This is a genomic window from Streptomyces erythrochromogenes (assembly GCF_040684695.1).
GTDB classification, from domain to species: Bacteria; Actinomycetota; Actinomycetes; order Streptomycetales; family Streptomycetaceae; genus Streptomyces; species Streptomyces erythrochromogenes_C.
This window is the reverse complement of record NZ_JBFBGM010000004.1, coordinates 199,470-219,351: the sequence shown is the minus strand read 5'-3', so window position 1 is coordinate 219,351 and position 19,882 is coordinate 199,470. Positions and strand designations below refer to the sequence as shown.

Sequence of the window (19,882 nt, the reverse complement as noted above, 5' to 3'; positions counted from 1 at the left end):
GGGCCTTCGTTTTCAGTAGCGGGGACAGGATTTGAACCTGCGACCTCTGGGTTATGAGCCCAGCGAGCTACCGAGCTGCTCCACCCCGCGTCGGTGAAACCACACTATCACGACGCGGGACGGAGCCCTCACTCTTTGATCATCAGCCGCCCGGGGCGGGGGTCGCGGGAGGGGGCGTTGCCTTCGCCTCCGCCTCGATCGCCCGCTTCAGCGCGGCCTTGATGTCGTCCTGGGCCTTGCCGAAGGCGGTCCAGTCACCGGACTGCCTGGCCTTCTCGGCCTCCTCGATCGCCTTCTGGGCGTCGGCGAGGGCCGCCTTGACCGTCGGGTCCTGGTTGGTCGGGGGCGTGACGGTGCCCTCGCCCGGGGGCTGCGCCGGCGGCACCGGCGTGGTCGGCGCCTCGGCACCGAAGACCACGTTCAGCGCCTTCTCCAGAGTGTCCTCGAAGGCCGTCTGGTTGCCGTAGGTCACCAGGACCTTGCGCAGCAGCGGGTACTTGAGGCCGGAGCTGCGGACGTAGACCGGCTCGACGTAGAGCATCCCGCCGTCGAGCGGCACGGCGAGCAGGTTGCCGTACTCGATCTCCGAGTCGCCACCGCGCAGCAGGCGGATGGACTCGGCGATCTTCGGTTCGGACTGGAACTTGCTCTGCACCTGGCCGGGGCCCTCCGGCGGCTTGCTGGTGGGCATCTTCAGGATGCGGATCTTGCCGTAGTCCGGGGTGCCCGGATCGGCGTTGACCGCCATGAAGGCGCTCAGGTTGGGCCGCTCGTTCGGCGTGAACGTGGTGGTGAGCGAGAAGACCTGGTCCTTCTCCTTCTGCTCCGGCATCTTCATCGACAGGTAGTACGGCGGAACCGCCGTGCCGGCCTTGGTCGTCGGGTCGTCCGGGACCGCCCAGGCCTCACTGCCGCTGAGGAAGGTCTGCGGGTCGGTGACGTGGTACCGGGTCAGCAGCTCGCGCTGGACCTTGAAGAGGTCCTGCGGGTAGCGGAGGTGGTCCATGAGCGGCTTGTCGATCTCGCTCTTGGCCTTCACCGTGCCCGGGAACGCCTTCATCCAGGTCTTCAGGACCGGGTCCTGGGTGTCCCACTGGTAGAGGTCCACCGAGCCGTCGTACGCGTCGACGGTGGCCTTCACCGAGTTGCGGATGTAGTTGACCTGGTTCTCCTGCGCGACCACCGCGCGCTGGCTGTTGGTCAGCGAGTCCGCGGTGGACTGGCCCAGCGTGGTGCGCGAGGCGTACGGGTAGCCGTTGGTGGTCGTGTAGGCGTCGACGATCCACTTGATCCGGCCGTCGATCACGGCCGGGTACGGCGCGCCGTCGATGGTCAGCCACGGGGCGACGGCCTCGACGCGCTGCTTGGGCGTGCGGTTGTAGAGGATCCGCGAGCCGTCGCCGATGGCGCCCGAGTACAGGATCTGCGGCTCGCTGAAGGTCAGCGCGTAGGCGGCCCGGTTGACCGGGTTGTCCAGGTTGACGCCGGAGTCGCCCTTGTAGCTGGTCTCCTTCTCGCCCTTGTCGTCGGAGTAGTCGAGCTCCTTCTGCGGTCCGCCGACGATCGAGTACTGCTTCGTCTGCTCGCCGTAGTAGATCCGCTGCTCGAAGTCCGTGCCGAACATCCCCTTGGAGGGCAGGTCGGACTGGGTGAAGTCGGGGGCGCCGTCCTTCACGGTGGTGCCCTTGGCCGCGACCACGCCGTAGCCGTGCGTGTACTTGAAGTGGTCGTTGATCCAGTTGTTCTTCGGGATGCCGCCGATGTTCAGCTCACGCAGGCCGATCACCGTGTCCTGGCCGCTGTAGCGGTCGACGGCCAGCGTGGACGGGAAGGCGTAGTAGCCCTTGACCTGCTGGAGCTGCTGGAAGGCGGGCGAGACGATGTTCGGGTCGAGCAGGCGCAGGCTGGCCGTGGTGTCGGCCGCCGACCGCAGCTTGGTGCGGTCCTCGGTCTGCGGCACGCCCGGGTAGTCCTTGACCTCGGCCGCGGCGATCCCGTAGGCGTCGCGCGTCGCCTTGATGTTCTTCTGGACGTACGGGGATTCCTTGGCCTGCTCGTTCGGCTGGACCTGGAACTTCTGCACGATCGCCGGGTAGAGCCCGCCGATCAGGATCGCCGAGAGCACCATCAGGCCGAAGCCGATCACCGGCAGCTGCCAGGTGCGGCGCCACAGCGTCGCGAAGAACAGCACGGCGCAGATCGCGGCGATGGCCACGAGGATCGTCTTCGCCGGCAGGTAGGCGTTGGCGTCGACGTAGCGCAGGCCCGTCCAGTTGTCGGCGGCCTTGAAGTCGCTGGACTTCACGGCGAGGCCGTACCGGTCGAGCCAGTACGCGACCGCCTTGAGCGTGACGAAGAGGCCGAGCAGCACCGAGAGGTGGCCGGTCGCGGCCGCGGTGGCGCGGGCGCCCGGGCTGGTCACGCGCAGTCCGCCGTACAGGTAGTGCACGACGGTCGCGGCGATCACCGACAGGACCACGGCGGCGAAGCCGAAGCCCAGCAGGAAGCGGTACCAGGGCAGGTCGAAGGTGTAGAAGGACACGTCCATGTGGAACTGGGGGTCCTTCGTGCCGAAAGGCACCCCGTTCACGTACATGAGCCAGGTCTTCCACTGACCGGCCGCCGAGGCCCCGGCGATCAGGCCGACGAGCACCGAGATACCCAGGAGCAGCCACTTCTTGTACGGGGCGATGCTCATCCGGTAGCGGTCGAGGCTCTGCTGCTCCATCGACATCGCGCTGAGCGGCGGCCGCAGCCGGTGCGCCAGCCAGATGTTCAGCCCGACCGCACCGGCCATCAGCAGGCCGAAGACGGCGAAGAGGCCGATCTTGGTCCACAGCGTGGTGGTGAAGACGGTGGAGTACTTCACGGAGCGGAACCAGAGCCAGTCCGTCCAGAAGCCAGCGAACATGATGAAGAGCATTCCCAGGACGGCCAGCACGCCCAAGGTCATGAGGAGAGTGCGAGCACGCCGGGAGGGGCGTCCGACTCTCATCCGTGGCCCGGAAGGGCCTCCGCCGCGGTCCGGCATCTGGAAAGCCAAGGTGCGCACCTCGAAAGTCGCTGAGTACTGGTATTGAACGGACCCCCGATCGTAGAGCCCATTCATGCAACTTACTGAGGCTCCGGTCAGTTCCCGGTATGGGGCGGAAAGGAGGCAGGATGTTGTCCATGTCCAACGTTTCGCCTTCCCCCGGCACCCCCATGGCGGCCAGCCCGCTGACCCGCGCCTGTCTCGAGATCGACGAGTACGCGGCCGGCCTCGGCTGGGACAAGCCCGCGCGGCTCTTCGCGCTGGTCGACACCGCCCGGCTCAAGAAGCAGGAGCCGCGCCTGGCCTCCCAGCTCGGCCTCGACACGGACGACGCCGGCAAGAGCTCCCTCACCCCGATCGAGCAGGACACGGTCCCGTCCGGGACCCCCCTCGACAAGTTCCTGGGCACGATCGCCTGGCCCGACGCCGTCGTCGGGTGCGCGCTGACCGTCGAGCGCCTCATGCTGCCGCCGTCCGCGGAGGCCTCCGTACCGGAGGGGCTGAACGACAAGCAGCTGTCGAAGTGGGTCGCCGGACACCCGGAGCGGCAGGAGGTCCGGATCACCGTGGCCGTGCTGCGCGACGGCTCGCGGGAGTCCGCCGTACGGCTGCGCGAGAAGGACTCCTCGACGGAGGTCCTCACCGGCGGGGGCCTGGTGCCGGGCCTGGCCGAGGCCCTGGCCGCGACCTTCGCCTAGGAGCCCGGGAGGGGATCGGGGGAGGCGGGACCGGTCAGGGCTTGGCGCTGCACTGCGGCAGCCCGGCCGTGTCCCCCTTGCGGATCTTCTCCAGCGACTTCACGGCGTCGTCGATGGTGGAGACCTTCACCAGCGTCAGCCCGTCCGGCACGTCGGAGGACGCGGAGGCGCAGTTGTCGGCGGGGGTGAGGAAGTACTCCGCGCCGGCCTTGCGGGCGCCGATGGTCTTCATCTGGATGCCGCCGATCGGACCGACCTTGCCGGCGTCGTCGATGGTGCCGGTGCCGGCGACGAACTTCCCGCCGGTCAGGTCCTCCGGGGTCAGCTTGTCGACGATGCCCAGCGCGAACATCAGCCCGGCGCTCGGGCCGCCGACGTCGGCGAGCTTGATGTCGATCGTGAACGGGAAGGTGTGGTCGCTGCCGGCCCGGATGCCGACGATGGCCCGGCCGTCGCCCTCCGCCTTGCCGGCGGTGATCGTGACCTTGGAGGTGCCGGTGGGCTCGCGGCCGGCCTTCGCCGCCGCGGCGGCCTCGGTGGCGGGAATGATGGTGAACTCGACCGGTTCGCCGGGCTTGTGCTTGGTGACGAGCTTGGCCACGTCCTCGGGGGCGGTGACGGGAGCGCCGTCGACGGCCTTGACCACGTCGCCGGCGTGCAGCCGGCCCTCGGAGGGGCTGTCCTTGACCACGGAGGCGACGATCACGCGGGCCGTGACCGGGATGCCGAGCTGCTTGAGCGCCGCGACCTTGGCGCTCTGCTGCGACTGGCTGAACTCCTCGGCGTTCTCCTGGGTGGACTCCGCCTCGGTCTTGCCGTTCGGGTAGAGGTTCTCGTGCGGGACGACGATGTTGTCGCCGGCCAGCCACCCGTAGACGGCCTCCAGCAGGTTCATGTCGTAGTCGGCGCCCGTGACGCGGACCGTCGTCATGTTGAGGTGACCGCTGGTCGGGTACGTCTTGCGCCCCGAGATGTTGAGGACCGGCGCGCCGTGGGAGTCCCCGAGCGTGTTAACGGTCGGGCCGGGGCTCATCTCGGAGTACGGGACCTTGATGAACACCCCTGCGCAGAGCAGCGCGAACAGCACCAGGGTGGAGGCGAGCATCGTCGCGGTGCGGCGTGGCATGGATCCGACAGTACGGGACGGCCCCGGCGAGCGGCCCTCGGGGCCGGTCCGTACGGGGTCCGTGCGCGAAACTCTCAGAGGATTCTCAGCGGAGTCCCGCGGGGTGGCGCGGTGCGGAGCCGGGCGGGGCGGACGCCCCGCGCCGGGTCGGTCGGCGTCGGACGCGTCGGAGGCGGTCAGACGGCGTCGGAGGCGGAAGCCGCCTCGGCCTTCGCCCTGACCTGATCGGCGTTGCCGTGACCCTGGCCGTTGCCCATGGCTTCGCGGAACCGTGCGTAGCCCGCGAGCTCGGATATGTCGCCTTGCGTGCGGTCGCGTGCCGCCCAGCTGCCCCATATCGCCGCGCCGATGGCGGCGAACAGCGGAATCAGCAACCACGCCAGAGATGCCATGGGCGTGTCTCCCTACCCCGAAGTGCGTTTCGTTGGTGGCTTCAACGCTCGTGCCCATGGGGGGGTTACGCAAATCGAGGGCGTGTTGCGCGGCCGAACGGGTGTGAGGCTACCCGCCCGCCGATCACGCTCCGCGACCGGGGTCGGCCGGCCCGGGCCGACCGGGTCAGCAGGCGCCGACCCACTCCTCCGTACCGTCGGCGAACGTCTGGTGCTTCCAGATCGGGACCTCGTGCTTGAGGTCGTCGATCAGCATCCGGCAGGCCTCGAAGGCCTCCCCGCGGTGCGGACAGGAGACCGCGACGACCACGGCCAGGTCCCCGACGGCGAGGTCGCCGACGCGGTGCACGGCGGCCAGGGCGCGGACCGGGTACTTGGCCACGACGCGCTCGGCGATCCGGCGCATCTCGGCCTCCGCCGTCGGGTGGCAGGAGTAGCCGAGCGACTCGACGTCCGCCCCGCCGTCGTGGTTGCGCACCGTGCCGACGAAGAGCGTCGTGCCGCCCGTGGCGTCGTCGCCGACGGCCCGGAAGACCTCGTCGATCGAGAGCGGGGTGTCACGGATCTCGAGCAGCCGGACGGGGTCCTGGGCGGCCTGCTCGCCGGGGTGGTCGAAGTGCGGTGCCATACCGTCCATCGTGCCCCACCCGCCGACGGGGCGAAATAGCTGATTCGCCCGGCCCGCGGCCCCGGCCTTGGGAGCCTCCTACAGGGATCCGGTACGGGATCGGACGCCGCGGGATCAGATCCCGCGGCGCTTGCGGGCCAGACGGACCGCGGCGGCCGCGCCGAGCAGGGCCACCGTCGCGCCCGCCGCACCGGCCGCCGTGGCGGCGTCCCGGCGGCCCAGCCGGCGGCCAGCGACGGTGTGGCGGCCCGCGACCTCCTGGAGGAGCTCGGCGAGGACCTCCTCATTGGTCCACCGCGGCCGCCAGCCGGCGGCGTGCAGGCCGCTGACGCTGACCACCCAGGGGTGCATCGTGTACGCGAGGTCGCCGGCCGGGGACGGGGTCAGGCCGATGCGGTGCAGGCGGGCCGCGGCGCCCAGCGCGACCGCCGAGGGCAGCTCCATGCGGCGGATGCCGCTCAGCTCCTCGACCTCCTCCTGCTCCAGCCATCCCTCGCAGCCCACGGCCAGCTCGCCCTCGACCTTCTCCAGCGCCGCGTACTCCAGGGCGCTGACCAGGTCCTCGACGTGGCAGAACTGCCAGGTGGGGCGGGATCCCGCGACCACGAGCAGGCGCGGGGACTCGAAGTACCGGGTCAGGGCGGTGTCGGTGCCGCCGACCAGGACCGCGGGCCGGACCACGGTGACGTTGAGCCCGGGGTGGGCGCGGGGCGCCCGGCGGCCGAGGCGCTCGATCTCCAGCAGGTCGCCGACGCCGGTCGCCTCGGCGGTGGCCCGCAGCTCGGAGTCCTCCGACAGCGGGATGTCGTTGTCGGGCAGGGCCCCGTAGACCATCGCGGACGTGCACAGCACGACGCGGTGCACGCCGGCCGCGGCGGCCGCCGTGAGGACGGTCTGGGTGCCGCGGACGTTGTACGCCGTGCGGGCCGCCGGATCCGTCTCCAGGTCCAGGTCGAGGGCGAGGTGGACGACGACGTCCGCGCCGCGCAGCTTCTCGGCGATCGCGGGGTCCCGTACGTCGAGGACGTGCCACTGCGCGGCCGCGCAGTCCCCGCGCCGCTCGTCGATGGCGACGACCTGCTTGACCTCGTCGGAGGCGGCGAGGCGGCTGACGAGGGCCGCGCCGACGCCCGAGGCGGCGCCGGTGACGGCGATCACGGGGCTGGGCCGGCGGGGCCCTTCCGGGTTTCGCGGCTGGCGAACGCCGGGGGCGCCGTCACCGTGCTCGGGGCGGTCGTCGTCCTGCGTAGCGCGGCTGCGCTTATCCGAAACGTGCGGATCTGGGGAACTCACCGGGCGTCTCCAGCGGTTGTCTTCAGTAGGGACACGCCGTGACGCGTACCCACCAGGTGATGTCCATCCTGCCGCAGCCCAGGAGTCGGCGGAGCACCGAGCCCGGATGCGGGCTCCGGTGTCTACGCTGGGTGGTGTTGTCGGGACCATTGCCCGCCGGCTCCCGCCGGCGGCCCTACGAGCCGAGGAAACCCGTGAGCGACACCCCATTCGGATTCGGCCTTCCGCCGGAGGAGCCGGACAACGGCGACGAAGGCAGCAAGAAGGGCAACCAGGGCGGTCAGGGCGGCCCCGCGAATCCCTTCGGGTTCCCCGGCATGGGGCTGCCGGGCGCCGGTGGCACCGGCGGCGCGGACAATCCGTTCGCCGCGATGTTCGGTTCGATGAACCCGAACGACCTCGGCGCGGCCTTCCAGCAGCTCGGCCAGATGCTCAGCTACGAGGGCGGTCCCGTGAACTGGGACATGGCCAAGGACATCGCCCGCCGCACCGTCGCGCAGGGCACGGCGGACGGCGTGAAGGACACCAGCGTCGGCATCGCCGAGAGGTCGGCCGTCGAGGAGGCCGTGCGCCTGGCCGACCACTGGCTGGACGGCGTGACCTCGCTGCCCTCCGGGGCCACCACGGCCGTCGCGTGGAGCCGCGCCGAGTGGGTCGAGGCCACCCTCCCGGTGTGGAAGGAGCTCGTGGACCCGGTCGCCGAGCGCGTCGGAGCGGCCATGGGCGGTGTGCTGCCCGAGGAGATGCAGGCCATGGCGGGCCCGCTGCTGGGCATGATGCGCTCCATGGGCGGGGCCATGTTCGGCCAGCAGATCGGGCAGGCCGTCGGCGTCCTCGCCGGCGAGGTCGTCGGCTCGACCGACATCGGGCTGCCCCTGGGCCCGGCGGGCAAGGCCGCGCTGCTCCCGCTGAACATCGAGGGCTTCGGCAAGGACCTGGGCGTTCCCTCGGACGAGGTGCGGCTGTACCTGGCGCTGCGCGAGGCCGCCCACGCCCGGCTCTTCGCGCACGTCCCGTGGCTGCGCTCGCACCTCTTCGGAGCCGTCGAGGGCTACGCCCGCGGCATCAAGGTGGACACCTCGAAGCTGGAGGACGTGGTCGGCCAGCTGGACCCGTCCAACCCGGAGCAGCTGCAGGAGGCCCTGCAGGGCGGCATGTTCCAGCCGCAGGACACCCCCGAGCAGAAGGCCGCCCTGGCCCGCCTGGAGACGGCGCTCGCGCTGGTCGAGGGCTGGGTCGACGCGGTGGTGCACGAGGCCGCCAAGCCGCGGCTGGCCTCGGCGGACGCGATGCGCGAGACCATGCGCCGGCGGCGCGCCTCGGGCGGCCCGGCGGAGCAGACCTTCGCGACGCTGATCGGCCTGGAGCTGCGGCCGCGCCGGCTGCGCGACGCCTCCCGCCTGTGGGCCTCGCTGACCGACGCGCGCGGGGTGGACGGCCGCGACGGGCTGTGGGAGCACCCGGACATGCTGCCGACGGCCTCCGACCTGGACGACCCGGACGGCTTCGTGCACCGCGAGCAGCTGGACTTCTCCGAGATCGACAAGATGCTCGGCGAGGCCGCCGAGAAGCGGGGCCGGCAGGACGACGGCGACAGCCAGGGCGAAAAGAACGAGGGCGAAGAGAACAAGTGAGCCTGTACGACGACGCGGTCCTGGTCCTGAAGGGCTACGGGGACCAGAGCGAGCTGCGCGACCTCTACCTGGAGCACCTGGCCGCCCACCCGGACGGGGTCTACAAGCCCTGCACGGCGGGGCACGTCACGGGCAGCGCGCTCGTGATCGACCCGGTGGGCGAGCGGGTGCTGCTGACCCTGCACAAGAAGCTGGGCATGTGGCTGCAGATGGGCGGCCACTGCGAGCCCGGTGACACGACGATGGCGGAGGTGGCCCTGCGCGAGGCCCGCGAGGAGTCCGGCATCGAGCACGGGCTGACCCTCGTGCCCGGCGGCCCGGTGCGCCTGGACCGGCACCCCATCCCGGCCCCCTGCAACTGGCACCTGGACGTGCAGTACGCGGCGCTGGCCCCGGCCGGCGCGGTGGCAGAGGTCAGCGAGGAGTCCCTGGACGTGCGCTGGTTCCCGTACGAGGAGGTGGCCGCGGTGGCCGACGCCTCGGTCGTCCGGCTGCTGGAGGCGACCCTGGCACGGCTCGCCGCGCACTGACGCGAGGCCGGCCCGCGCCGGGCTCTGACCCGCGCCGGGCTCCGGGCATGACGAAGGGGCGGTCCCGTACGGGGCCGCCCCTTTCGCCGTCCCGGATCAGTTCCAGGCGTTGTTCTGGTTCTGGGCGTGGGCGCCGTGCTGGCCCATGCCGAACTGCGCGGCGACGCCCTGTCCGATCTGGGCGTTCTGCGGCGGCAGCGCCTCGCTGGGCTGCACCAGCGCGATGCCGGTGCCGAGGAAGCTGAGCTCCCAGCCCTCGCCGGTGTTGCCGCGGCGCCGCCACACGCCGCTGGAGTGCGTCTGGGCCTGCATCTGCACGCGCAGCGAGGTGGACCAGGCGACGATGGCGTCCGCGTCGACGTTGACGTACTTGTCGGGCGTGACGTGCATCATCAACGGCTGCCCGGAGGTCATCAGGGCGACCTTGCCGCGGCCGGAGATGTTGAGCTGGTACTTGCCCGATCCGGAGATCCCGTACTGGCTGTCCACCGCGATGACCTCGGTGTGCAGGGTGGAGTCCAGGGCCAGGACGTAGCTGCTGTCGACCGTGAGGCCTTCCTGGTCGACGTCCACGACGTGGACGTACTGGGCCAGGTTGGCGAGGTAGACCGTGCCCTGCCCGGAGCAGCGCATGAGGTCCAGGCCCTCGCCGGTGCGGCGGCGGGCGCCCCGCTGGCTGCTGCTCTGGTACTCGCCGTCGAAGTCGATGAGCCCCTGGTAGGCGACCATGGCGCCCTTGCGGGCGAGTACGTCGTCGGAGCCCGTCAGCGAGACCCGCAGCAGCTGCGGGTTCTGGACGGTGTACCGGTCCTGGGACTGCGCCTCGGCGTGGGCGAAAAGTGCGCTCTGCATGATGTGTCCGCTCCCCCTCAGCCCCGGGCCCGGAGCCGGTCGGTGCTGTCCTCGCTGGGCTGTACGACGACGATGCCCTGACCGGAGAAGGCCATCTGGTAGGCCTCTCCGCTGCCCCGGCCGAGCATGGACGAGGCCTTGAAGCTGCGCTTGCCCTTGACCTTCAGGTTGGGCGACCAGGCGACGAGCGCGTCGGGGTCGACGTACGTCTCGTCCTCGCCTCGGCCGCAGTCGACCACGATCGGGGTGCCGCGCGAGGTCAGGGCGACCCAGCCGGTGCCGGCGACCTGGACGTTGAACAGGCCCTGGCCGGCGAACTTCGCCAGGCCCTTGACCCGCTCGACGCCCCACTGGAGGTGCGCGTCGAAGGCGAGCAGGTTGGTGCCGTTGACCGACAGCGAGTCGTTGTTGAGGTTGATGACGACGACGTCGGCGCCGTAGTCGGCGAGGTACAGCAGACCGTCGCCGCTGCACTTCATCAGGGGTGCGCCCTCGCCCGTGACCCACTGCGAGGCCATCTGGCGGACGGCCGGCGGGTTGGGCTCGTACTGCACGAAGCCCTCGTAGGCGACCATCGAGCCGGTGCGGGCGAAGAGGTCCTGGCCGCTCTGCATGGCGACCTTGAGCATCGACCGCCCGTGGTTCTCCATGCGGGCCGTGACCGGGGTCGGGGCGAAGCCCGCGAGCTGCTGGTTCATTGCGTTCATGTCGGGCTCCCTCAGACCTCGTACGGCTGGACGACGATGAAGTTGCCGGGAGCGCCGCGGAACTGGAGGTTCACGGTCTCCCCGCTGTGGCCGGGGTAGGCGTTGCGCCGCAGCCGGACCTGGCTGGAGATGATCACCTGCGAGGCCGCCGACCACGCCACGATGGCGTTGCTGTCCGCGAAGGTGGTCGGGGTGACGGGCAGGACCACCGGGATGCCGTGGGTCTTGACGATCACCGTGCCGGTGCCCTGGAACTGCATGGTGAACAGGGCGCCGCCGGGGATGCCGTGGCCCTCGATCCGGCGGACCTCGTGCTGGAGGGACTCGTCGAAGGCGAGGACGTTCTCCGCGGAGACGCAGATGGCGTCGCCCTGGAGCTCGATGGCGTGCAGGTGGGCGCCGTTCTCGGCGAGGAAGACCTGGCCGCGGCCGGTGCAGCGCATCAGCTGCATCTCCTGGCCGGTGGCGTTGCCGACGATGCGGCCGGCGAAGCCGGCGCCCTTGTAGCTGAAGTCGACCTTGCCCTGGTACAGGACCATGCTGCCCTGGCGGGCCAGGACGGCCTGGCCGCCCATCGAGAGGTCGACGCGCATGAGCTGCTGGTTCTGCGGGGTCCAGCGGGCGCCGGTCGGGGCCTCCTTGTACGGCTGGAGCGCCGCGGCGAGGCCGGCCGCGGGGGCGGCGGCCTGCGGGGCGTAGCCGGGCTGCTGGCCGGGGACCTGCCCGGGCATCTGGCCCGGAACCTGGCCGTAGCCCGGCTGCTGCCCGTAGGGAGCGGGGGCAGGGGCGGGCGGCGGCACCTGGCCCGGGTACTGGCCGGGGACCTGGCCGTACGAGGGCTGCTGCGGCGGCTGGCCGTAGGGCGCGGGGGCCGGCGGGGCCAGGGGCGCGGCCATGGTGGGCGCGGCGTGCACCGGGGCAGGGGCCGCGGGCTGCTGGTACTGCGGGGGCTGGGGGGCGGCCGGGGCGGGGGCCTGGACGGGCGCGCCGAACGACGGGGCGGGAGCCGGGGCCTGCGGGGCCGGAGCGGGGGCGCCGAAGGACGGGGCCGGAGCGGGTGCGGCCGCCTGCGGGGGCGGGGCGAAGCCGGGGGCGCCGGTCGCCGGGGCCTGCTGCTGCGGCTGGTCCTGCTCCTCGGCGACCTCGCCGCCGAAGTTCTTCAGGAGGGCGTCGAGCCCGCCGTCGAAGCCCTGGCCGACGGCGGCGAAGCGCCACACGTCCTTCAGGTAGAAGTCGCCGAGCATCACGGCCCGCTCGGTGCTGAACTCCGAGCCGGTGAACGCGTACCGGACCACCTCTTCGCCGCCGGCCACGATCCGGATGTAGCCCGGGCCGATCTGCGACATCTGTCCGGCACCGTCGATGGTGGCGGTGAAGGACAGCTTGTGGATGGACGCCGGGACGCGGTCCAGGGTCACCCGGAAGGACTCCGTGTCGCCGGACTGCGCGCCGAGCAGCTGAATGGACTCTTCCGGCGACTTCGGCTGATTGAAGAAGACGAAGTAACGGTCGTCCGAGAGCTGCTCATTGGCGTCCAGGCCGAAACAGCTGATGTCGAAGGTGAGCCCGGGCCCGGCGATCTGAACGCCTACGTACAGATCGGTGCCCGCTGTGAGATCACTGACCTTGGCCTTGTGGCCGCGTTGGAATTCCCTTGCCATGCGTAACGACGTCCCCCATCCCGACTGAGCATTCGTGCCGCACAGGCTAACGGCATCTGCCGACATCCGGCCAAGCCGGTACCAACCCGGTACACATCACGCTGTGTGACATGACGGGCCGTACCGGCCGGTGCGCCCCGGCCGGCGGGGTCACTCCTCGCGGGCGGTGGGGACCGTCGGCAGGCGGTCGGCGGCGACCACGCCCTCCAGGTAGCCCCGGGCCCGCTCGGTGCGCGGGTAGGCCTCCAGCAGCGCCCAGAAGCGGGGGCCGTGGCCGGGCACGAGGAGGTGGGCCAGCTCGTGCAGGAGTACGTAGTCGACGACGTACTCCGGCATGCCCTGGAGGCGGTGCGAGAGCCGGATGCTGCCTTCGGCCGGGGTGCAGGAGCCCCAGCGGGTGTTCTGGTTGGTGACCCAGCGGACCGAGCGGGGGCGGGCGCGTCCGTCGAAGTACTGCTCGGACAAACGCTCGGCGCGTTCGGTGAGTTCCGCGTCCCCGAGGGTGCGCCTGCTCTCCTGGGCGGCCAGCTTGTCGAGCATGACGCCCACCCAGCGCTGCTCCTCCGCCTCGGACATCCGGGCAGGGATCAGGACGACCGTACGGTCACCCTCGCGATAGGCGGATACGGTCCTGCGGCGGCGCGCGCTCCGGCGGACTTCGACGGCGCGCTGCGGTGGGTCGGCGGACACGCCACGACGTTACCCGGTGCCGGTGGCGGAAGTCCCGCTCGTCCGGGGTTCGAACACGGGCGGTTCGCAGCCGGTGCCCCAAACGGCATTGTTCTTCACCTCATATGCCGAATACCTCCTGCCTGTGGACAACTTTCCGCACGGATTCCGGCGGCGGGGCACTGTTGCCGGGAGCGGGAAATGGGCGGTGCGAGTGCGCACCGATATCGAGGGGGTCGGAGATGTTTCCGAGGGTGAAGCCGGCACTGGCACGGGCCTGGCGGGATCTGCAGACGGTTCAGTTCGGGGTGACTCCGGCGCACGCGGTGGTGCTGGGCCCCGTGGACACGGCGACGGGTGCGTTCATCGACCGGATCGACGGGACGCGGGGGATGGAGCTGCTGCGGGCCGAGGCCACCCGCATGGGGCTGCCGGACGGCCTGGCCGACGCCCTGGTCAGGCGGCTGGCGGGGGCCGGTCTGCTCGACGACGCCACCGCGGGCGGCCCGCGGGCTCAGGCGCTGCGCAGGCATCCGGAGACCCTGGAGCGGCTGGGCCCGGACCTGGGTTCGCTCTCGCTGGTCCACCGTGAGCCCGGCGGGGACTTACGGGGGATCGCGGCCCGCCGGGCGATACGGGTCCGGGTGCGCGGGGGCGGCCGGGTGGGCGCGGCCATCGCGGCGGTCCTGGCGGGAGCGGGCGTGGGGCGGGTCGAGGTGCTCGACGGGGGCCGGGTGGAGCCGGCCGATGTGGCACCGGGCGGGCTGGGTCCCGCGAGCGTGGGCCGGATGCGGTCCGAGGCGGCGGCGGCCGTGGTCCGCTCCGCCGCCCCGGGGCCGGGTCCGCGGGCCGGGCAGGAGGAGGGTCCGGAGCCCGGGCTGGCGCTGGTGGTGGTCGCGCCGAGGGACGGGCTGGACGCCTGGGCCCCGGATCCGGACACCGCGGCCGACTGGGTCGCCTCCGGGATCCCCCACCTGTACGCGGGGGTGGTGGAGGGGACGGGCCTGGTGGGGCCGCTGGTGCTGCCGGGGACGACGGCGTGCGCCGGGTGCATGGAGCGCGACCGGGTGGAGCGGGACGCGGCCTGGCCGAGGATGCTCGTGCAGTGGCGTTCGTCGCACCGCCGCCGCGGGAGCGCGTCGTGCGACCTGGGCCTGTCCACGGCGGTGGCCGGGCTGGCCGCGGCCCACGCGCTCGCCTTCCTCGACGGGCAGCTGCCCGCTTCCACGGGCGCCCGGTGTGAGGCGGCCCTGCCCGTCCTGCGGTGGGAGTCGGCTCCGGTCCGCCCCCACCCCGACTGCCCCTGCGGCGCGGCCGCGGAGAGCGCGCCGCGGCTCCAGCCGGCCGGGCGGGCCCCGGGGGGAGGATCGGGAGCGAACCCGCCGGGAGGGCCGTGACAGGATGCTTCGGGACCGAGGGTTTCTGCCGAACCGCCGCTTGCGGCGCAGCTGTCTGGGAAATGGAGGGGGCGGCATGTCTGATCTTCCCCGGAAGGCGGTCACCCGTACCGTCAAGCTGGCCGCGCTGCCGATCGGCATCGCGGGTCGGGTCACCTGGGGCCTGGGCAAGCGGATCGGCGGCAAGTCCGCCGAGATCGTGGCGCGCGAGCTCCAGCAGCGCACGGCCGAGCAGTTGTTCCGCACTCTCGGGGAACTGAAGGGCGGCGCGATGAAGTTCGGGCAGGCCCTGTCGGTCTTCGAGTCGGCGCTGCCCGAGGAGGTCGCGGGGCCCTACCGGGCGGCGCTGACCAAGCTCCAGGAGGCGGCCCCGCCGCTGCCCGCGGCGACGGTGCACCAGGTGCTGGCGGACCGTCTGGGCACCGACTGGCGGGACCTGTTCGAGGAGTTCGAGGACAAGCCGGCCGCGGCGGCGTCGATCGGGCAGGTGCACCGGGCGGTGTGGCACGACGGCCGGCAGGTGGCGGTCAAGGTGCAGTACCCGGGGGCCGGCGAGGCGCTGCTGTCGGACCTGAAGCAGCTGGGCCGGTTCGCGGGGCTGCTGGGGCCGCTGGTTCCCGGCATGGAGATCAAGCCGCTGATCAAGGAGTTGCGCGACCGGGTCTCGGAGGAGCTCGACTACGAGCTGGAGGCCGAGGCCCAGCGGACGCACGCGGACGCCTTCACGGACGACCCGGACGTGGTCGTCCCCGACGTGGTGCACCAGGGCGACCAGGTGCTCGTGACCGAGTGGCTGGACGGGACCCCGCTGTCGGAGGTGATCGCCGACGGCACCGAGGAGGAGCGCGACCGCGCCGGGCAGTTGCTGGCCCGGTTCCTCTTCTCCGGTCCCGCGCGCACGGGTCTGCTGCACGCCGATCCGCACCCCGGCAACTTCCGGCTGATACCGGGGGCGGACGGCCGGATGCGGCTGGGCGTCCTTGACTTCGGCACGGTCGACCGGCTGCCCGGGGGCTGGCCCAGGCCCATCGGCCGGTCCCTGCGGATGACGCTGGACGGCGACGCCGAGGGGGTCTACGGCCACCTGTGCGCGGAGGGGTTCGTGAAGGAGTCCGTCGAGCTGGACCCGGACGCCGTGCTGGACTACCTCAAGCCGATCATCGAGCCCGCCGAGGCCGAGGAGTTCACCTTCACCCGGCCGTGGCTGCGCGGTCAGGCGGCGCGGATCGCCGACCCCCGCTCCCCCGCGCACCAGTTGGGCCGGCAGATCAACCTGCCGCCCTCGTACCTGCTGATCCACCGGGTGACGCTGAGCACCATCGGTGTGCTGTGCCAGCTGGGCGCGACGGTGCGGCTGCGCGACGAACTGGACACCTGGCTGCCCGGGTTCGCGTCCGAGCAGTGACGGCGCGGGCCGTCACCACCAGGAGGAGTCGAGCCTGCCCTCGATCGCCCTGAGGTTGGCGCGGGCGCAATCGACGCAGAAGTACTCTCTGGTCCCGTTCTCCACCGAACAGGTCCAGGTGGGCGGGGCCCCGCCGGGGGACTCTTTGCCGCAGCGCGCGCAGACGACGGGCTGGGCCTCGGATTCCGACGGGTCGGGCTGGGAAGTCGGCTGGTCCACCTCCGGACGATACCTCCGCCGGCGTGTGCGGGCCCGCGCAACGCACCGGGGGGACCGGTCCGTTCGGACCGGTCCCCCCGGGACGCTGCTCTTCAGCTCTTAGTGCATGACGGCCATGGCCAGTGCGCGCCGGGCGCGCATGGAGACGCGCTCGGCCCGCCGCTGCATGCGGCGCGCGGCGACCAGGCGGACGGCGTGACGCTCGGCGTCCACCTCACGCATGCGGTCGTCCATATGGGCACGAGCCAGGGCTTCTGGGATGAGTTGCATTTCGCGGGTCCTGTTCTGACGCGAGGTGATCGCGCCGGCGGTGATGAAGTCTGCGTGGGCGGCGCCGTGGGGCTGCTCGCTCGTGGTGTGGGCGGTCATGAGGGCCTGCTTCAGGGGGTCGTGCGTCAGGGGGCGGTCGATGGTTCCGAGGGCGGTCATGCCGAGACGACCGGGTTCTTGCGCGGACGGCCACGGGGGCGCTTCCGGGCTACGACGACACCCTGGACGAAGAGCTCGCCACCCCAGACACCCCAGGGCTCGCGGCGCTCGACCGCTCCGGCGAGGCAGGCCTCGACCAGCGGGCAGGTGCGGCAGAGGGACTTCGCGTACTCGACGTCGGCCGGGGACTCGGCGAAGAAGACCTCGGGGTCGAAGGTGCGGCAGGGAACCGGGACGCCGAGGTTCTCGATGGCGTCGTCGAGCGCGGTCAGCGCGGTGAGCGGGGTCAAGGTGTGGTCCTCCGGGACTGCGGGCGGGGAGATCGTGTGGGTCTGCGGTACGGACGGGGCGTGCGCTTCGAGTTGCACGGTGTTTTCTTCCTCGTCTTGTTCGGCTAGTCGTTCCGGCCGGTCGGCCGGGTGCGGCTGGTACCTGGTCCTGCCAGTCCCGAGGCCCCTTCTCTGTCGTGTCCCCGGTCGGGGACAAACAGAAGGGCCGCGGATCCCGGGTGGGGTTCCGCGGCCCTGAAGGCGCCGGCCTGATCATGCGATCAGGCTGGATCACTCCAGGGTTCGAGCCCACGGAAGGCCCACATCAGGTGGTGCTGCTGCTTCGTCTGCTTCTTCAGGGATCCGGCACCGGCCGCGGCGGCGAATCCATAGGCGCCATGCGCCTTGGCTTCTGCTGCCAGTACTGCCACCGGTGCCTGGGTCGGTCGCTCATTGCGCTCACTGACCGCAAGGGTCGCGAGCAGGGCGGGGGCGCCGGCGGAAATCGCGGACGCACCGGTACCCAGAGCGGAGACGGAACCGAGCAGGCAGGAAGCATCGACCGAGCGATCGGTCATCTTGGTGAAGGTCATGAAGCTGGTCACTGGTCTCGCCTCCTCTCGGCGTCTCGGGGACTCGGCCCGAGGGCCTGTCCCATGCGTATTCGGATAAGTACAGCACGGATCCCGGGCTTCGGAGAAGCCACCGTTTCCGTTGCTAAGAACCTATGGGTCTTCGCTGGGCATGTGCAAACTATTTTTCCGACGAGTTTCTACGCATCGTCAGGATCCTCGCCCTCAGGCTCCTGACCTGCGCAGATGGCCAGGACATCGGCCCCGTACCGGTCGAGCTTGCGGCCACCCACCCCGGAGATCATCGCAAGCTCCCCGGCCTCGGAGGGCGCGGCCTCTGCGATCGCCATCAGTGTCTTGTCCGTGAAGACGCAGTAGGCGGGCAGGCCCTGCTCCTTCGACCGGGCGGCGCGCCAGTCCCGCAGCCGCTCGTAGAGCCCCTCGTCCATGTCGGACGGACAGTCCTCGCAGCGCATCAGCTTCAGCTCGCCCGCCTCGGTCAGCGTCCTGCCGCAGACCCGGCAGCGCGCCGGCCCCCGCCGGCCGCGCTTGGGGGCCCCTCGCTCGCCCTCGGAGCCGGCCCGGGCCGCCGGGGCCGCGGAGCCCGGCCGCAGGCCGTTCAGGAAGCGGCTGGGGCGCCGGGAGGCCCTTCCCCCGGGGGTGCGGGAGAGCGCCCAGGAGAGCGTCAGGTGCAGGCGGGCCCGCGTGACGCCGACGTAGAGCAGCCGCCGCTCCTCCTCGACCTGTTCGTCGGTCTTGGCGTAGGTGATCGGGATCATGCCGTCGGTGAGGCCGACGAGGAACACGGCGTCCCACTCCAGGCCCTTCGCCGCGTGCAGCGAGGCCAGGGTGACGCCCTGGACGGTCGGGGCGTGCTGGGCGGCCCTGCGCTCGTCCAGCTCGACCGTGAGGTCCGCCAGGGTGGCGCCGGGCCGGCCGCGGGCGAAGTCCTCGGCGAGCCGGAGCAGCGCGGCCACCGATTCCCACTGGTCGCGCACGGCGCCGGAACCGGCGGGCGGCTCCGTGGTCCAGCCCGTGGAGCTGAGCACGGCCCGGACCTGGGCGCCCAGGTCGACGACGTCCTCCAGCAGGGGGTCGTTCCCGCCGGACCGGGCCGCTCCGCGCAGCGCGAGGATAGCCTTCTGGACCTCCTGGCGCTCGAAGAACCGCTCGGCCCCGCGCAGCTGGTAGGGCACCCCGGCATCGGCGAGGGCCTGCTCGTAGACCTCGGACTGGGCGTTGATGCGGAAGAGCACGGCGATCTCGCCCGCCGGCACGCCCGCGGCGATCAGGTCGCGGATCCGGCGGGCGACGCCCTCGGCCTCGGCGGGCTCGTCGGCGTACTCGGCGTAGAGGGGGTCGGGGCCGCTCTCGCGCTGGGAGACCAGTTCGAGGCGGTGCTCGGCGGCCCGCCCCCTGGCCTGTTTCAGCAGCCCGTTGGCGAGGTGCACCACCTGCGGGGTGGAGCGGTAGTCGCGGACCAGCTTGACGACCGTGGCCTGCGGGTGGCGCGTGCGGAAGTTCAGCAGGTGGTCGGGGGTGGCGCCGGTGAAGGAGTAGATGGTCTGGCTGGCGTCGCCGACGACGCAGAGGCTGTCGCGCTCGCCGAGCCACAGTTCGAGCAGGCGCTGCTGGAGCGGGCTGACGTCCTGGTACTCGTCGACGACGAAGTGCTGGTACTGGCCGCGGATCTGCTCGGCGATGTCGTGGCGGTCCTGGAGGATGCCGACGGTCAGGAGCAGCACGTCCTCGAAGTCGATCATTCCGCGGTCGCGCTTGAGCTGTTCGTACGTCCCGTAGATCTGGGCGATCTCGGCCATGTCCCGGGGGGCTTCGCGGCCCGCCTTGAGGGCGGCCGCGGGATAGTCGGCGGGCACCGTCTGGGTGACCTTGGCCCACTCGATCTCACCGGTCACGTCGCGCAGCTCGCCGCGGTCGAGGCGGATGCGGCAGCGGGCGCCGGCCTCGGCGACGAACTGGACCTTGCGCTCCAGCAGCCGGGGCACCTCCCCGCCGACGGCTTTCGGCCAGAAGTACTGGAGCTGGCGCAGGGCGGCCGAGTGGAAGGTGCGGGCCTGGACCCCGCCCGCGCCGAGGGCGCGCAGGCGGCCGCGCATCTCGCCGGCGGCCCGGTTGGTGAAGGTGACGGCGAGCACACTGGCCGGCATGAGCTGCCCGGACCGGACGCCGTAGGCGATGCGGTGGGTGATCGCCCGGGTCTTGCCGGTACCGGCTCCGGCCAGCACGCACACCGGTCCGCGCAGGGTCGTCGCGACCTGGCGCTGCTCCGGGTCGAGGCCCAGGAGCACCGCGTCGGCCGAGTCCGAGTCGGCGGGGAAGGGGGAGGAGTGCGTTGCTGCTGTCACT

The 19,882-nt window shown here is 71.8% G+C and carries 19 protein-coding genes and 1 tRNA gene; 5 read left to right on the top strand and 15 right to left on the bottom strand.

The window, feature by feature from the left end; genetic code table 11:
- Window positions 1–16 precede the first annotated feature (16 nt).
- Window positions 17–90: transfer RNA gene (locus tag AB0O53_RS09935), tRNA-Met, on the bottom strand.
- A 52-nt stretch (window positions 91–142) separates the two neighbouring features.
- Window positions 143–3,031, bottom strand: coding sequence for a UPF0182 family membrane protein (locus tag AB0O53_RS09930; RefSeq protein WP_350988429.1), 2,889 nt, complete (start codon window positions 3,029–3,031; stop codon window positions 143–145).
- Window positions 3,032–3,162: 131 nt separating this feature from the next.
- On the opposite strand from AB0O53_RS09930, the gene AB0O53_RS09925 reads away from it, so the two are divergent.
- Complete coding sequence (locus AB0O53_RS09925) at window positions 3,163–3,732, top strand: PPA1309 family protein (protein ID WP_350987989.1); 570 nt, start codon at window positions 3,163–3,165, stop codon at window positions 3,730–3,732.
- Window positions 3,733–3,766: 34 nt separating this feature from the next.
- Here AB0O53_RS09925 and AB0O53_RS09920 read toward each other — a convergent pair whose 3' ends face one another.
- From AB0O53_RS09920 to AB0O53_RS09905, 4 genes are all read right to left on the bottom strand, one after another.
- Window positions 3,767–4,858, bottom strand: a complete 1,092-nt coding sequence (locus AB0O53_RS09920; RefSeq protein WP_350987990.1) for a YlbL family protein — start codon at window positions 4,856–4,858, stop codon at window positions 3,767–3,769.
- Between the two features lie 176 nt (window positions 4,859–5,034).
- Window positions 5,035–5,250 carry a hypothetical protein gene (locus AB0O53_RS09915; RefSeq protein WP_350987991.1) on the bottom strand — a complete coding sequence of 72 codons (216 nt, stop codon included), beginning with the start codon at window positions 5,248–5,250 and terminating at the stop codon, window positions 5,035–5,037.
- A 166-nt stretch (window positions 5,251–5,416) separates the two neighbouring features.
- Entirely contained in the window at window positions 5,417–5,878 is a 462-nt protein-coding gene (locus tag AB0O53_RS09910; RefSeq protein WP_350987992.1) for a molybdenum cofactor biosynthesis protein MoaE, read from the bottom strand.
- A gap of 114 nt (window positions 5,879–5,992) precedes the next feature.
- Window positions 5,993–7,171 carry an SDR family oxidoreductase gene (locus tag AB0O53_RS09905; RefSeq protein WP_350987993.1) on the bottom strand — a complete coding sequence of 393 codons (1,179 nt, stop codon included), beginning with the start codon at window positions 7,169–7,171 and terminating at the stop codon, window positions 5,993–5,995.
- Between the two features lie 194 nt (window positions 7,172–7,365).
- On the opposite strand from AB0O53_RS09905, the gene AB0O53_RS09900 reads away from it, so the two are divergent.
- Together AB0O53_RS09900 and AB0O53_RS09895 are read left to right on the top strand one after the other, a co-directional pair.
- Window positions 7,366–8,805 (top strand): zinc-dependent metalloprotease, encoded by a 1,440-nt coding sequence (locus tag AB0O53_RS09900; protein WP_350987994.1) that lies wholly within the window; start codon window positions 7,366–7,368, stop codon window positions 8,803–8,805.
- Window positions 8,802–9,335, top strand: coding sequence for an NUDIX hydrolase (locus tag AB0O53_RS09895; RefSeq protein WP_365194398.1), 534 nt, complete (start codon window positions 8,802–8,804; stop codon window positions 9,333–9,335). Before AB0O53_RS09900 ends, AB0O53_RS09895 begins: the two co-directional genes overlap by 4 nt.
- A gap of 96 nt (window positions 9,336–9,431) precedes the next feature.
- On the opposite strand, the gene AB0O53_RS09890 is transcribed toward AB0O53_RS09895, so the two are convergent.
- The 4 genes from AB0O53_RS09890 to AB0O53_RS09875 all read right to left on the bottom strand — a co-directional run bounded on the left by AB0O53_RS09890 (window position 9,432) and on the right by AB0O53_RS09875 (window position 13,245).
- The gene (locus AB0O53_RS09890) at window positions 9,432–10,187 is read right to left on the bottom strand and encodes an AIM24 family protein (RefSeq protein WP_350987996.1); all 756 of its coding nucleotides are present in this window, start codon (window positions 10,185–10,187) and stop codon (window positions 9,432–9,434) included.
- A gap of 17 nt (window positions 10,188–10,204) precedes the next feature.
- Window positions 10,205–10,885, bottom strand: a complete 681-nt coding sequence (locus AB0O53_RS09885) for an AIM24 family protein (protein ID WP_350988431.1) — start codon at window positions 10,883–10,885, stop codon at window positions 10,205–10,207.
- 20 nt (window positions 10,886–10,905) lie between these two features.
- Window positions 10,906–12,555, bottom strand: a complete 1,650-nt coding sequence (locus AB0O53_RS09880) for a TerD family protein (protein WP_350987997.1) — start codon at window positions 12,553–12,555, stop codon at window positions 10,906–10,908.
- A gap of 150 nt (window positions 12,556–12,705) precedes the next feature.
- The gene (locus tag AB0O53_RS09875) at window positions 12,706–13,245 is read right to left on the bottom strand and encodes a M48 metallopeptidase family protein (protein ID WP_350987998.1); all 540 of its coding nucleotides are present in this window, start codon (window positions 13,243–13,245) and stop codon (window positions 12,706–12,708) included.
- A 221-nt stretch (window positions 13,246–13,466) separates the two neighbouring features.
- Between AB0O53_RS09875 and AB0O53_RS09870 the strand changes: the two genes are divergently transcribed.
- Together AB0O53_RS09870 and AB0O53_RS09865 are read left to right on the top strand one after the other, a co-directional pair.
- Window positions 13,467–14,621 (top strand): ThiF family adenylyltransferase, encoded by a 1,155-nt coding sequence (locus AB0O53_RS09870; RefSeq protein WP_350987999.1) that lies wholly within the window; start codon window positions 13,467–13,469, stop codon window positions 14,619–14,621.
- Between the two features lie 76 nt (window positions 14,622–14,697).
- A complete protein-coding gene (locus AB0O53_RS09865) occupies window positions 14,698–16,026 on the top strand; it encodes an ABC1 kinase family protein (RefSeq protein ID WP_365194393.1) in 1,329 nt (442 codons plus the stop codon).
- A gap of 12 nt (window positions 16,027–16,038) precedes the next feature.
- Here the strand turns inward: AB0O53_RS09865 and AB0O53_RS09860 are convergent, their stop codons facing one another.
- From AB0O53_RS09860 to AB0O53_RS09840, 5 genes are all read right to left on the bottom strand, one after another.
- The gene (locus AB0O53_RS09860; protein ID WP_350988001.1) at window positions 16,039–16,245 is read right to left on the bottom strand and encodes a hypothetical protein; all 207 of its coding nucleotides are present in this window, start codon (window positions 16,243–16,245) and stop codon (window positions 16,039–16,041) included.
- Between the two features lie 99 nt (window positions 16,246–16,344).
- Window positions 16,345–16,674: a putative WhiB-interacting protein gene (locus AB0O53_RS09855; RefSeq protein ID WP_350988002.1), complete on the bottom strand. Its 330-nt coding sequence runs from the start codon at window positions 16,672–16,674 to the stop codon at window positions 16,345–16,347.
- Entirely contained in the window at window positions 16,671–17,042 is a 372-nt protein-coding gene (locus AB0O53_RS09850; RefSeq protein ID WP_030962495.1) for a WhiB family transcriptional regulator, read from the bottom strand. The genes AB0O53_RS09855 and AB0O53_RS09850 overlap by 4 nt, the downstream gene beginning before the upstream one ends.
- 182 nt (window positions 17,043–17,224) lie before the next feature.
- A complete protein-coding gene (locus AB0O53_RS09845; protein ID WP_381896078.1) occupies window positions 17,225–17,548 on the bottom strand; it encodes a hypothetical protein in 324 nt (107 codons plus the stop codon).
- 167 nt (window positions 17,549–17,715) lie between these two features.
- Window positions 17,716–19,881, bottom strand: coding sequence for an ATP-dependent DNA helicase UvrD2 (locus AB0O53_RS09840; protein WP_365194389.1), 2,166 nt, complete (start codon window positions 19,879–19,881; stop codon window positions 17,716–17,718).
- Between the last annotated feature and the right edge of the window lies 1 nt (window position 19,882).

Excerpts from the sequence above, each read along its gene's own strand:
- AB0O53_RS09855 (WP_350988002.1), bottom strand. The coding sequence starts at position 16,674 with ATGACCGCCCTCGGAACCATCGACCGCCCCCTGACGCACGACCCCCTG.
- AB0O53_RS09885 (WP_350988431.1), bottom strand. The coding sequence starts at position 10,885 with ATGAACCAGCAGCTCGCGGGCTTCGCCCCGACCCCGGTCACGGCCCGC.
- AB0O53_RS09915 (WP_350987991.1), bottom strand. The coding sequence starts at position 5,250 with ATGGCATCTCTGGCGTGGTTGCTGATTCCGCTGTTCGCCGCCATCGGC.
- AB0O53_RS09865 (WP_365194393.1), top strand. The coding sequence starts at position 14,698 with ATGTCTGATCTTCCCCGGAAGGCGGTCACCCGTACCGTCAAGCTGGCC.
- AB0O53_RS09890 (WP_350987996.1), bottom strand. The coding sequence starts at position 10,187 with ATGCAGAGCGCACTTTTCGCCCACGCCGAGGCGCAGTCCCAGGACCGG.
- AB0O53_RS09930 (WP_350988429.1), bottom strand. The coding sequence starts at position 3,031 with ATGCCGGACCGCGGCGGAGGCCCTTCCGGGCCACGGATGAGAGTCGGA.
- AB0O53_RS09870 (WP_350987999.1), top strand. The coding sequence starts at position 13,467 with ATGTTTCCGAGGGTGAAGCCGGCACTGGCACGGGCCTGGCGGGATCTG.
- AB0O53_RS09920 (WP_350987990.1), bottom strand. The coding sequence starts at position 4,858 with ATGCCACGCCGCACCGCGACGATGCTCGCCTCCACCCTGGTGCTGTTC.
- AB0O53_RS09910 (WP_350987992.1), bottom strand. The coding sequence starts at position 5,878 with ATGGCACCGCACTTCGACCACCCCGGCGAGCAGGCCGCCCAGGACCCC.
- AB0O53_RS09880 (WP_350987997.1), bottom strand. The coding sequence starts at position 12,555 with ATGGCAAGGGAATTCCAACGCGGCCACAAGGCCAAGGTCAGTGATCTC.
- AB0O53_RS09925 (WP_350987989.1), top strand. The coding sequence starts at position 3,163 with ATGTTGTCCATGTCCAACGTTTCGCCTTCCCCCGGCACCCCCATGGCG.